Source organism: Roseibium sp. (assembly GCF_965229775.1).
In the GTDB taxonomy this organism is placed as follows: domain Bacteria; phylum Pseudomonadota; class Alphaproteobacteria; order Rhizobiales; family Stappiaceae; genus Roseibium.
This window is the reverse complement of record NZ_OZ245929.1, coordinates 4,717,913-4,730,753: the sequence shown is the minus strand read 5'-3', so window position 1 is coordinate 4,730,753 and position 12,841 is coordinate 4,717,913. Positions and strand designations below refer to the sequence as shown.

Here is a 12,841-nt window from a genome sequence, read left to right as displayed (position 1 = left end):
TTGTTTTTGTGGACGATTCTTGCCAATTCGAGAAGCGGATCATCCATAGCCGGACGATCCGTGTCAGCCGCTTCGGGCGACCCGTGCAAGTCCGATTTCTCATTTTCGTAATCATTGGCCATGAGCTTTACGAAAACCGGTCCCGTTCTACTTGGCATCCTCTACTTTGCCGTAGAGGATGTTGTACTAAGTTAGCGCATTTCTTCGGGGGCATTTACCCCCAAGATCGACAACCCAGCCCCAAGTACCAAAGATATTGCACGAACCAATGCAAGACGTGCCAGGGTTAATTTCGGGTTACCAGTCTGAATAAACTTTAAATGCGGCGAATCATAGCCTCTGGTGTAATGCCTGCTCAAAGTTGTTGCCAACTCGTACAGATAAAACGCGATTCGGTGCGGTTCATGAGTATTGGCCGAGACGTTTACAACTTTCGGCCACTCCGCAACCTTGGCCATGAGTTCGAGTTCGCCGGGATCGTCCAGCAACGCCAGATCGGCTTTTTCCAGGTCGGCATCCCCGATGCTCATGCCAGGGAATTCCTCCTGCGCCTTTCTCAGGTTGGACCTCAACCTCGCGTGGGAATACTGAACGTAGTAGACCGGGTTGTCCTTCGTCTCATCCGTGACTTTCTTGAAGTCAAAGTCGAGCGGGGCGTCATTCTTGCGATAGAGCATCATGAAACGGACGGGATCCGGTCCGACTTCCTCGACGACTTCCCTCAGCGTGATGAAATCACCGGAGCGTTTCGACATCTTCACTGGCTCACCGTCGCGCATCAGCTTGACGAGCTGGCAGAACCTGACAACCACATCGGTCTTGCCGTCGGAAACGGCCTTTCCGACCGCCTGCAAGCGCTTTGCATATCCGCTGTGGTCTGCGCCGAGGACATATATCGTCTCATCGAAACCACGGTCGAACTTGTCCTGGAAATACGCGACGTCTGCGGCGAAGTATGTGTAGGACCCGTCCGACTTCTTCAGGGCGCGGTCGGTGTCATCGCCAAAATCGCTCGCGCGGAACAGGGTCTGTTCCCTGTCTTCCCAGTCTTCCGGAACCTGTCCCTTGGGTGGCGGCAGCGTTCCCTGGTAGATGAGCCCCTTGGCGCGCAATCCGTCGAGCATGACGTCGATCTTCGAACCGTTTGCGCCCGACCTTTCATGCAGCGTTCTCTCCGAAAAGAACACCTCGTGCTCGACACCGAGCGCGGCAAGATCTTCGCGTATCAGGTCCAGCATCGCGGCGATCGCGGCTTCCTTGACGAGAGGAAGCCATTCGGCTTCCGGTTTTTCCAGCAGCGTGTCGCCGAATTCTTTCTTCAGGCGCTCACCGACCGGCTTGAGATAGTCGCCGGGATAAAGACCGGGCGGGATCTCGCCTATGTCCTCGCCGAGTGCCTCGCGATAGCGAAGAAAGGCGCTGCGCGCCAGCGTATCGATCTGCGACCCGGCATCGTTGATGTAGTACTCCTTGGTCACGTCATTGCCGGCAAATTGCAGCAAATTGGCAAGCGCGTCGCCAACGACCGCCCCCCGGATATGGCCGACATGCATCGGCCCGGTCGGATTGGCCGACACATATTCGACGTTCACCTTCGGCGCCGGATCCTGCTCGATCGCGCCATAACGGTTGCCGGCCTGAAGCACACCCTTCAGGACACCCTGCCATACCGCAGGCGCAACACGCATATTGATGAAGCCCGGTCCCGCAATCGTCGTTTCGGTGACATCGGGGTCTTCGTCGAGTTTCCTTGTGAGCTGTTCGGCGAGGTCTCTCGGCTTGATGCCAAGGGGCTTTGCCAGAACCATCGCGGCATTGGTCGCCAGGTCGCCGTGCGCAGGGTCTCTCGGCGCTTCGACGACCACGCGGGAAAGATCAGGCGCATCTCCATTTGAATTTTTTAAGTCAAGGCTTTGGAGTGCATTTTTCACGCGTTGAGTGAAGTCAGCAAAGATATTCATTTCGCACCGATCGAGCTTGGTCCTGGAAGCACAAAACACCCCGGCGCAGCGAAGGGTGTCATCCTCGGCGCAACAGGGTGATCAAGTCGATCAAGCGCCTACCCTAATTCCGGTGTGTCGTCAAACAGTCTGCGGTGCTCGTCAATGGCGTACCGGTCGGTCATGCCCGCGATATAGTCGCAGATGCGGCGTGCGATCCCGGCATCGCTCAATCCTTCAAGACCCTCGCTCCACGGCTTCGGCATCAGACCAGGGTCGGACCGGAACTTGTCGAACAGGTCTCTCACGATCCTGGCAACGATCCTGCGCACCGCCAGAACGTCGTCGTGCCGGTAAACGCGCGCGAACAGGAAGCGTTTCACTTCCTTTTCCGCCGGCGTCATCGTATCGGAGAAGCCGATCAGACACTTGCCAGCCGCTCTTATGTCCGATGCGTTTTCGGGTGCGGTCTCGGTGAGGTTGGCAAGGGAATGCCGGATGACGTCCTCCACCATCCTCGTTATCGAACGCCTGACGATCTCATGTATGCGGCGCCCTTCCTCCAAACCCGGATACCGTGTGTCGACTTCCTTCAGTATGTCGGCAAGGAACGGAACCGACTGCATGTCCTCGACGGCAAAAAGCCCGGCCCTGAGGCCATCGTCGAGATCGTGCGCATCATAGGCAATGTCATCCGCGATGGCGGCCGCCTGGGCTTCACCGCCGGGCCACGTGTGCAGGAGAAGGTCCTGCTTTTCGGCATATTGCCGGATCGCGAAGGGAAGCTCGCCATGCCTGAACTTGCCGAGCGGCGTTCCGTCGTCCGAAACCAGGGGACCGTTGTGCTTGACGAGACCCTCAAGCGTTTCCCACGCAAGGTTCAAACCGTCGAAATCGGCATACCTGTGTTCCAGGCTTGTCACCACGCGCAGCGACTGCGCATTGTGGTCAAAGCCTTCATAGGGTGCCATGCACTCGTGCATGACGTCCTCGCCCTCATGGCCGAAAGGGGTGTGTCCCAGATCGTGGGCCAGCGCCAGGCATTCCGCCAGATCCTCGTCGAGACGCAGCGCCCTGGCCAGGGAACGCGCGATCTGGGCAACCTCGATGGTGTGGGTCAGGCGCGTGCGGTAGTGATCGCCCTCGTGATAGACGAAAACCTGGGTCTTGTGCTTCAGCCTTCGAAAGGCCGACGAGTGTATGATCCTGTCACGGTCGCGCTGGAATGGCGTCCGGGTCGGGCTCTCGGCTTCGGCGAACAGCCGTCCCCTGCTCGCCGCCGGGTTTTCCGCATAGATGGCGCGCGACTGCGCTCCGTAGCCAATATCCTTGTTCATCTGCGACCCGTCACCGTTCAATGCTGCTTCACCCAGTCTTATCGCGTGCCACAGATTGACGCGAGCGCATTCAAAACTTACTTATCTGAATAAGTCAGGTTTCCTGCTCTTGGCCACTTACAAGAGCACAGCGAGTCGGCAGAAGATGACCGAAACACTTGAAAATCGAGTAACAGTGAGCGATCGCGCTGCCAAGCGCATTGCCAAGATTTTGTCCGGCGAGCCCGCAGGAAGCATGCTTCGGGTCAGTGTCGAAGGTGGCGGCTGCTCCGGTTTGCAATACAAATACGACGTCGTCGATCGCTCGGAAGACGATGATCTGGTCATTGAAAAGACAGGGGCGACCGTGCTGGTCGATTCCGTGTCGCTTCAGTACATGGGCGGGTCGGAGATCGATTTCGTCGACGATCTCATCGGTCAATCGTTTCAGATCAACAACCCGAATGCCACTGCCGGCTGCGGATGCGGCACCAGCTTCACGATCTGAATCAGGTACTCTTCCTTTTCAAGCCGGATCGCGCGGCAAGAACTCCAGCACAGGACATACGGGCGGATGCGGATTGCCACCTGGAACATCAATGGCGTCAAGGCGCGCATCGACACGGTTCTTGAATGGTTGAAGGAGACGTCGCCGGACATTGCCTGTCTTCAGGAAATCAAGTCGGTCGATGAGAATTTCCCGCGCCAGCCGTTCGAGGATCTGGGCTACAACGTGGAAACCCACGGCCAGAAGGGCTTCAACGGTGTTGCGCTGCTTTCCAAAAAGCCGCTCGAGGATGTCATGCGGCGGCTCCCCGGGGATGACGGCGACGAGCAGGCCCGGTTCATCGAAGCGTCGGTTTCGACGGATTTGGGCGCCGTGCGATTCGGATGCCTTTACCTGCCGAACGGAAACCCGATGGGAAGCGAGAAGTTTCCCTACAAGATCGGCTGGATGGACCGTTTGATTGCGCATGCGGAAGACCGGCTGCGCGATGAGAACGCCTATATCCTCCTGGGCGATTTCAACGTCATACCGGATCCAATCGACGCCAGGAACCCGCAAAACTGGCTCGACGATGCCCTCTTTCAACCTGAAAGCAGGCAACGTTTCAGAGCCCTTACCAACCTGGGCCTGACAGAGGCCGTGCGTGCCTGCACAGAAGCACCGGAAACCTACACGTTCTGGGACTATCAGGCGGGTGCATGGCAAAAAAACAACGGCATCAGGATCGACCACATCCTGTTGTCTCCGCAGGCAGCCGACCGGATGTCCGGTTGCGGCATCGACAAGCACGTTCGCGGTTGGGAAAAGCCATCCGATCACGTACCGGTGTGGGTTCAGCTGACCGCGTAAGGTTGCGTTTCCCGGCAACACTTGCGTTGCTGCGGCGCGTCCGTAATTCTTGAAATTATTACAAATCGCTTGGAGTACTTGCGGACAAACGTCTGCGTGGTACTCTTTTCGCAATGGGATAACTCTTCGCCACTTCTCGCCTGCACCGGCAAAAAGCAGGCACCATTGCGGTCCGGGATTACGCCCGGCACTTGCTCCGTCGCTTGCCAGGGCGGCGAAACTGTCAGCGTTGCTGGCCGGTTTCGGGGTGGTCTTCCTGAGCACTCTCGCGCATGCTCAGAACATCAGCTGCACATGCAGATACAAGGGGTCCGACTACGGTGTCGGGGAATCCATCTGTCTCAAGAGCCCGAACGGGATGAAGATGGCAACCTGTTCCATGGTCCTGAACAACACGTCGTGGAAATTCACCAACGCGCCCTGCCCGCTTTCAATGCTGCCTTTGGAATACGACAAGAACCTGACAGGTGACATCATTGATCACCGGGACGGAACCACGTCCGAACGGATCGATGGTGCGCGCGAGGAACTGGGCTGACACGCCCTATTGATCCGGGCGCGCACTTCGCTTCGATGTCATTGAATTACTGGGTTTTGAGCTGCTGAGCGGTCAGCATGTCCGGACGGTTTTGCTGGATCCAGCCATCGGCGAGCGAGCGTGCCTTTTCCCGCACGGGTTCCGGGGACACCGCGAAATACTGCTCGTGCATTGCGTTGATCCAGACGGCGTCCGCGCCGTCCGCCTGCTCCCTGGCAACGGTGAGCCACATGAGGCCGCGCGCTTTTTTCTTCTCGGAGGTGCCAATCGTGTAGAGCGTTTCGCCCAGTCTTGCCTGCGCCCCGACATGACCTTTCAGGGCAGCGAGATTGTACCACCGCACGGCCATGCGATGATTGTTGTCCTGGTACATGCGTCCCAACTGGTACTGGGCATCGGCGTCACCGAAATAGGACGCTGCATGCGTGAAAATCTGGCGTGCACGCAGTTCGTTCTTTGGAACGGAGCCTTCGATCCCATCGAGGTAATAAGAGCCGAGTGCAACGAACGCGCTGGATACGAACGGCGCGTCGGGGGCACTCGGACTGTCATCGCCATGTTCACGCACGATCTGGCTGTAATACTGGAATGCCTTCAGGTCGTCTTCCTGAACACCGTCCCCCTTGGCATACATCTCGCCAAGTTTCCACGCGGCCATCGGCTGTCCGTTTTCGGCGGCGTATTGCAGCGAACTGAGGGCGCCTGCCTTGTCGCCCGAATAGTATTGCCGCGCGCCTGCACGCAAGGCTTCCGAAGGCGACAGGGTTTCGCCGCCAATCGTCACGTCGGAACTGGATTGACCGTCAAATGCGGCTGCCGCACCACCCAGTCCAAGACACAGGGCAGCGCACAGCAGGCCTTGTTTTCCAATGCCCTTCAGCAGCGGAAACCAATCGCGCCCACAAAACTCGCGATAACCGCCAAGCCGAAGTCGAGCGGCAGGCCGTTCGTTCTCGACGGCTTTTAATGTTGTTCGCGCCTCGCGCATTTCCTGTCTCTTCGTTCCGCCCTCATGCCCGGACGGTTTCTTTTTGATGTGCCCAAACTGGCCAAGCAATTCGGCTTAAGTTTGGCCATTGTTGGCGCAAATAAGACGATTTGCGGGTTTCTTCCGTTAGCGATTGCTCAAAGAACAATGCATGCATCGTTTCCCGGACAACCGAACTTAGCGTAACGGTTGCTGCCCAAACATGGCTGAACATGGGCAACTTTGATTTTCCAGGCTCACAACCGTGACTCTGTCGAGGAGTGTTGCCGAAACAGCACATTTAAGGGATGCCCCCGGTTCCTTCGTTCCCAGATAAACACAAGCGGGTTGATGATCGGTTTCCACCGGCCAAAATCAATCGTCTCTGTTGAAAACCGGGGCTTTGGGGCAAAATCCTTTGCCGTTCTGCATTTGTCCTTCAAACTTGTTCGTGATTCGGTGTAGGTATCGACATGGACCCGACACCGTTCGGAATGTGACCCTTCAGGCGAGACGGAATGAGCGCAAAAGACGATTTATTTGCCGGCAATGCGGCGAGAGCGACGACCATCGGCGACACCAGCCCGAAAACCGCGCCCGCAAAAAAGCGCCCAATCGCAGCCGTTCCAAACCCGGAAGACTATTCAGCGGCCGACATCGAGGTTCTCGAGGGCCTTGAACCGGTCCGGCGCCGGCCGGGCATGTATATCGGCGGGACAGACGAAAAAGCCCTGCATCACCTCTTCGCCGAAGTCATCGACAACTCCATGGACGAAGCCGTCGCCGGGCACGCGACTTGGATCGATGTGACGCTTGCGGCGGATGGTTCCCTCACGATCGTCGACAACGGGCGCGGCATCCCCGTTGATCCGCACCCAAAGTTCAAGGACAAATCCGCGCTTGAAGTGATCATGACGACGCTTCATGCGGGCGGAAAGTTCGACAGCAAGGTCTACGAGACGTCCGGCGGCCTGCACGGCGTAGGTGTCTCGGTGGTGAACGCGCTCTCCGAAGAACTTGTCGTCGAGGTTGCGCGCAGCCGGAAACTCTATCGCCAGACATTCCGCAGGGGGCACCCGCAAGGCGCGCTCGAAATGGTCGGAGACACGCAAAACAGGCGTGGCACGCTTGTGCGCTTCAGACCGGACGAGGAGATTTTCGGCAAAAATGCAAGGTTCAAACCCGCCCGCCTCCTCAAGATGGCACGCTCGAAGGCGTACCTGTTCGGCGGTGTCGAAATCAGGTGGCACTGCGATCCCGACCTGATCGACGGCAAGGAAGCAACACCTGCGGAAGCTGTCTTCCACTTCCCGGGCGGCCTGAAGGACTTTCTGGCCGAGCGCCTCACGAGTGAACGCCGCGTGGTCGATGAGATCTTTGCCGGCCGGACAGACAAGACGGGAAAACACGGCTCCGTCGAATGGGCCGTGAACTGGTTCGCTGGCGATGGCTTCGTCAATTCCTACTGCAACACCGTCCCCACACCGGAAGGCGGAACGCATGAAGCCGGGTTTCGCTACGCGCTGCTGCGCGGCCTGAAAGCCTATGGCGAACTCACGAACAACAAGAAAGCCAGCATCATCACCGGCGACGACGTGATGACTTCTGCCGGCGGCATGCTGTCAGTGTTCATCCGCGAACCCGAATTTGTCGGACAGACAAAAGACAAGCTCGCAACCAATGAAGCAACGCGTGTCACCGAAGCCGCGGTACGCGATGCGTTCGATCACTGGCTGACCGCATCCCCGAACCAGGCAAACAAGTTGCTTGAATGGGTTATCGACCGCGCCGACGAGCGCCTGAGACGCCGGCAGGAAAAGGACGTTGCGCGCAAATCCGCGGTGCGGAAACTTCGCCTGCCCGGCAAGCTCGCCGACTGTTCGGCCAACCAGGCGGACGGAACGGAGCTGTTCATCGTGGAGGGCGACTCGGCCGGCGGCTCAGCGAAGCAGGCACGAAATCGCTCGAACCAGGCCGTCCTGCCCCTGCGCGGCAAGATCCTGAATGTCGCCAACGCGGGACGGGACAAGCTCGTTGCGAACCAGCAACTCGCGGACCTGATCCAGGCGCTCGGCTGCGGAACACGGTCACAGTACCGGGATGCGGACCTGCGCTACGAGAAGATCGTGATCATGACGGATGCGGATGTCGACGGTGCGCACATCGCGTCCCTGCTGATCACCTTCTTCTACCGCGAAATGCCTGAACTCATACGCAGCGGCCACCTGTTCCTCGCCGTCCCGCCGCTTTATCGCCTGAGCCAGGGCGGCAAGACGCTCTATGCGCGCGACGATGCGCACAAGGACGAACTGCTGGAGACAGCCTTCAAAGGAAAGTCAAAGGTGGAAATCGGCCGGTTCAAGGGCCTGGGTGAAATGTTGCCGGCGCAGCTGAAGGAAACCACGATGGATCCCTCGAAACGCTCGATGCTGAAGGTCGCGGTGGACGAGATGGATATCGGAACGACAAACGATACGGTTGAAAGGCTCATGGGCAACAAGCCTGAAGCGCGCTTCCGCTTCATTCAGGAGAACGCCGAATTCGCCGATGACCTCGACATCTAGATGAACCGGCCCTGTTGCTTTCGCGTCACGTGAATCGAACGTGTTGTTCCATAAGCTTTTTCACAGAATTTGGGACGCTCCCGGCACGATTGGCGCGGATTTTTTGTTGCAAAAACAGGCAATCATTTTGCAAATTATTGCGGCAGGTGAAGGCACCACGAAGCAGAAAAACAAGTGCAGCTACCCCCACTATTAACTCAGTTGAAAATTATTGCTCAGAAATACTCGATTTTCTTGGAAATTTACCTCAATGGCGCATTGACACCGGAGCGCATGAATGTAGTGTGTGCGCACGATAGCGCCCGGGTTCCCCGCCGTTCTGTCGTTTAACAATCACAACATTTGGGCAAAACGCTCCATGTCATTTGATACTCTCGGTCTTAGCGAGAAGGTGCTCTCTGCAGTTGATGCAGCAGGTTACAAGGAACCCACAGCGATCCAGGCCGGCGCGATCCCGCAGGTTCTGGAACGGCGGGACATTCTCGGCATTGCGCAGACCGGGACCGGCAAGACGGCCAGCTTCACGCTGCCCATGCTCACGCTGCTTGAAAAAGGCCGTGCAAGAGCACGCATGCCACGGACGCTCATCCTGGAGCCGACGCGCGAACTCGCCGCCCAGGTTGAAGAGAATTTCGAGAAATACGGCACCAACCACAAACTCAATGTGGCCCTGCTGATCGGTGGTGTTTCCTTCGCCGAGCAGGACAGGAAACTCGATCGCGGCACAGACGTGCTGATCGCGACGCCCGGGCGGCTGCTCGACCATTTCGAGCGCGGCAAGCTCCTGCTGCAAGGCGTTGAAATCCTTGTCATCGACGAAGCCGACCGCATGCTGGACATGGGCTTCATTCCGGATATCGAGCGGATCTGCAAGCTGATCCCGTTCACGCGCCAGACGCTGTTTTTCTCGGCAACCATGCCGCCGGAAATCCAGCGCCTGACGGACACCTTTCTGCAGAACCCTGCGCGCATCGAAGTTGCTCCCACGTCGTCCACGGCAGAGAATGTCAGCCAGCAACTGAAAGCGTCTCCGTCCAAGGATTTTGAAAAGCGCGCAGCTTTGCGCGAACTCCTGGACGGTGCGGAGGAACTGAAGAACGCGATCGTATTCTGCAATCGGAAGCGGGATGTTTCGACGCTGTTCCGCTCGCTCGAGCGCCATGAATACAATGTCGGCACCCTTCACGGAGACATGGACCAGCGCACCCGCATGATGATGCTGGACAATTTCCGGAAAGGCAGCATCAAGCTGCTCGTTGCCAGCGATGTCGCAGCCCGCGGGCTCGACATTCCCGAAGTCAGCCACGTGTTCAACTACGACGTACCGATCAACGCGGAAGACTATGTTCACCGCATCGGCCGGACGGGACGCGCAGGCCGCAGCGGGACCGCCTACACACTCGTGACCGGCGAGGACAAAAAGTATCTCGATGCGATTGAAACGCTGATCAACAAGACAATCGACTGGCTCGGCGAGCCGATTGATTTCGAGGCAGCCGCCAAGGAGCGCAAGGCGCGCCGCAAATCGGGCAAGACCTCGAAGAGCGAATCCAGCAATGACAACGACGCCCCTCAGACAAAGTCGTCTGGCAGACGTCGTACTTCGCAGTCCAAACAGCGCGACACCGACACGGACGGCAGACAGGAGCAGAAAGACGCAATGAGCCCGGTATCAGTTTCGGAACTTCCGCAAAAACCCGCGAGCAAAAAGTCCAGAAACGACAAACTCGAGCCTGCTTTCAGCCCGGGTGTTCACATCCCTGCTTTCCTGCTTCGCGAACCGCGTCCGAAAAAAGCGTCGTAACGTCACTTTTTACAAGTGAATTCCTTTAGGCTTAACCGCTCCTTAAATCTTCCGTCAGACCTTGGGACCTATATCTTGCGACCGTGTGGGGCGGATTCGCAAGGTGAAGGTGAGAGAAGCTCTATGTCTGAAGAAGACGACCATAGCCGGACCATCAAGTATGGTGAGTCCGCTGTCGGCTATATTAGAAAAAACACGCTGCCGGCGTACCCGCGCTCCTATGAGCTCTGGTACACGTATGCGGCCGGTTACAATCAGGGTCTCAACAGGGCCGTCAACGAGACCATCAAGGAAAAAGGCCGGGTCAGCACCGATGAAATGCTGAACCTCTACGGGCGTTTCCTGTCCCCGACGCGCCTCGGCGACCGCCTCGATGAAGTCGGCACCAAGGTTTCCAGGGAAGTCGAAGAACTCATCGAATCGCTAAAACTGAGCGCAGACGCGACATCCGATTATGGCAGTTCCCTCGAACAGGCCGGCGAAAAGATCAAGCGGCTGGACGATCCTCAGAAACTGCAGCTCTACGTCACGCATCTCGTGAAATCGACCCAAAACGCCGTGGCTTCAAACCGGAAGCTCGAAAGCCAATTGCTGGAGTCCAAAAAGCACATCGAGAACCTGCAGTCCTCGCTCGAAGCGATTCGCTATGAATCCCTCACGGACGAGTTGACGACGCTGAACAACCGGAAACACTTTGAAGTTTCACTGGAAAAGATCGTCGACCAGTCCAAAGACAGCAAGCGCAGCTTTGCTCTGCTGATGACGGATATCGATCATTTCAAGAAATTCAATGACACCTACGGACACCAGACGGGCGACCAGGTGCTGCGTCTCGTTGCGCTGGCAGTCAAGCAGAACATCAAAACACAGGACATTGCCTGCCGGTATGGCGGCGAAGAGTTTTCCATCATCCTGCCTCAGTCGAACCTTCAAGAAGCGGGTGAAATCGGCGAGCGCATCAGAACCGCAGTGATGTCGAAGGAACTGGTGAAACGATCCACCGGCGAGAATCTCGGGCGCGTGACGATATCGGTCGGTATCGCAACTTTTGATCAGATCGATACGGCACACTCGATCGTGTCCCGCGCCGACGAGGCTCTTTATGCAGCCAAGAATGCCGGCCGGAACCTGGTCAAGACCGAACTGGACCTGCCCTCCGCAAAGGCCGCAGAAAACGTCGCCTGACGGCGAGCAACATGCCCTGCCCGCGGTTCTGACCACGCGGACGAGCCCTTCCGAACCTGCCTGACCGATTATCCTTTCGCGTCAAGTCCCATCTGCCAGAAATCACTTTCCAGCCGGCACGCTTTTTCAAAGAGTGACAGGACACGCGGATATCTGTGATCCGTCAGGACCAGGTCCGAGGTTGCCTCGAACCAGGCCTCGAATCCCCTTGCCAGATCCTGGTAGCCTTCACCGGCATATTCCTGGATCCAGCGCTGATACGGATTGTCGGGATTGTCGCAACCATCCTGCTGCAGCTGTTTGCCGATCTCCGCATACCCGAGGATGCACGGAGCCAATGCGGCCTGCAGGTCCAGCAGGTCGCCGGACATGCCGGCGTCCAGCACAAATCGCGTATAGGCCATCGTTGGCGTATCTTCGGGCGCGTTCTCGATCTCCTGCCGCTCCATTCCCCAGCGGCCACAAATCTCGATGTGAAGCTCCAGTTCGACATCCAGGATCGCCTTCACCCCTTCAAGCGAGTGGCGCATGTCGGCAAGCGTCGAGCTCTTGTAGACGCCGAGCGCATAGGCGCGCGCGAACTGGATGAGAAACAGGTAGTCCTGGACGAGATAATGCTTGAAACACTCGATCGGAAGATCGCCCTTGCCGAGCCGTTCGACAAAGGGGTGGCGCGTGTAGTCGGCCCACTGGGACGCTGCATGCGTCTTGAGCCGTTCAAACAATGTCATGGAAACTCTCGTCGCAGATTGATCCGGACACCGGATCAGTTGAGGGGTAACGCGCCTTCGTCTGCTGCCTGAAGCGACACGGATTCGCCGCAGCCGCACGCAGACACTTCATTCGGGTTCTTGAACACGAAACCGGACCGGAATTTTGTGACTTCGAAGTCCATCTCCGTTCCGAGAAGGAACAGAACTGCAGACGGATCGATGAAGAGCTTTGCACCCCTGTCTTCGATCACGTCATCGCCCGGCTTGGCGTCTTCGACCAGGTCCATGGTGTATTCCATGCCGGCGCAGCCGCCCTTCTTGATCCCGACGCGCAATCCGATGGCATTCTTGTCGGCGTTTTCGACAAGTTCCCTGACGCGCTCGGCGGCGCTGTCGGTCATGGTCATGACCTGGAATTTTCCGGCGGATGCCATTCGGTCCTCTATCTGCTTCTAAG

General features: G+C 57.7%; 11 protein-coding genes. 6 read left to right on the top strand and 5 right to left on the bottom strand.

Annotation, left to right across the window (positions count from 1 at the left end):
* Nucleotides 1-191: 191 nt before the first annotated feature.
* On the bottom strand, nucleotides 192-1,961 hold the full coding sequence (gene argS / locus ACO07N_RS21315) for an arginine--tRNA ligase (protein WP_421982951.1): 1,770 nt from the start codon (nucleotides 1,959-1,961) through the stop codon (nucleotides 192-194).
* 98 nt (nucleotides 1,962-2,059) lie between these two features.
* Nucleotides 2,060-3,277, bottom strand: a complete 1,218-nt coding sequence (locus tag ACO07N_RS21310) for a deoxyguanosinetriphosphate triphosphohydrolase (protein WP_421982950.1) — start codon at nucleotides 3,275-3,277, stop codon at nucleotides 2,060-2,062.
* 145 nt (nucleotides 3,278-3,422) lie between these two features.
* Here ACO07N_RS21310 and erpA point away from each other — a divergent pair, with 145 nt between their 5' ends.
* From erpA to ACO07N_RS21295, 3 genes are all read left to right on the top strand, one after another.
* Entirely contained in the window at nucleotides 3,423-3,764 is a 342-nt protein-coding gene (erpA, locus tag ACO07N_RS21305; protein ID WP_421982949.1) for an iron-sulfur cluster insertion protein ErpA, read from the top strand.
* A 66-nt stretch (nucleotides 3,765-3,830) separates the two neighbouring features.
* Nucleotides 3,831-4,613, top strand: coding sequence for an exodeoxyribonuclease III (gene xth, locus ACO07N_RS21300; protein WP_421982948.1), 783 nt, complete (start codon nucleotides 3,831-3,833; stop codon nucleotides 4,611-4,613).
* Nucleotides 4,614-4,842: 229 nt separating this feature from the next.
* Nucleotides 4,843-5,151, top strand: a complete 309-nt coding sequence (locus tag ACO07N_RS21295) for a hypothetical protein (RefSeq protein ID WP_421982947.1) — start codon at nucleotides 4,843-4,845, stop codon at nucleotides 5,149-5,151.
* A 46-nt stretch (nucleotides 5,152-5,197) separates the two neighbouring features.
* Here the strand turns inward: ACO07N_RS21295 and ACO07N_RS21290 are convergent, their stop codons facing one another.
* On the bottom strand, nucleotides 5,198-6,139 hold the full coding sequence (locus tag ACO07N_RS21290; protein ID WP_421982946.1) for a tetratricopeptide repeat protein: 942 nt from the start codon (nucleotides 6,137-6,139) through the stop codon (nucleotides 5,198-5,200).
* 497 nt (nucleotides 6,140-6,636) lie between these two features.
* Between ACO07N_RS21290 and parE the strand changes: the two genes are divergently transcribed.
* From parE to ACO07N_RS21275, 3 genes are all read left to right on the top strand, one after another.
* Nucleotides 6,637-8,682 (top strand): DNA topoisomerase IV subunit B, encoded by a 2,046-nt coding sequence (parE, locus tag ACO07N_RS21285; RefSeq protein ID WP_421982945.1) that lies wholly within the window; start codon nucleotides 6,637-6,639, stop codon nucleotides 8,680-8,682.
* A 358-nt stretch (nucleotides 8,683-9,040) separates the two neighbouring features.
* Nucleotides 9,041-10,486 (top strand): DEAD/DEAH box helicase, encoded by a 1,446-nt coding sequence (locus ACO07N_RS21280; RefSeq protein ID WP_421982944.1) that lies wholly within the window; start codon nucleotides 9,041-9,043, stop codon nucleotides 10,484-10,486.
* A 123-nt stretch (nucleotides 10,487-10,609) separates the two neighbouring features.
* A complete protein-coding gene (locus tag ACO07N_RS21275) occupies nucleotides 10,610-11,671 on the top strand; it encodes a GGDEF domain-containing protein (RefSeq protein ID WP_421982943.1) in 1,062 nt (353 codons plus the stop codon).
* Between the two features lie 68 nt (nucleotides 11,672-11,739).
* Here the strand turns inward: ACO07N_RS21275 and tenA are convergent, their stop codons facing one another.
* Complete coding sequence (tenA, locus tag ACO07N_RS21270; RefSeq protein WP_421982942.1) at nucleotides 11,740-12,402, bottom strand: thiaminase II; 663 nt, start codon at nucleotides 12,400-12,402, stop codon at nucleotides 11,740-11,742.
* A 35-nt stretch (nucleotides 12,403-12,437) separates the two neighbouring features.
* Nucleotides 12,438-12,818, bottom strand: coding sequence for a Fe-S cluster assembly scaffold SufA (sufA, locus tag ACO07N_RS21265; RefSeq protein WP_421982941.1), 381 nt, complete (start codon nucleotides 12,816-12,818; stop codon nucleotides 12,438-12,440).
* Nucleotides 12,819-12,841 lie beyond the last annotated feature (23 nt).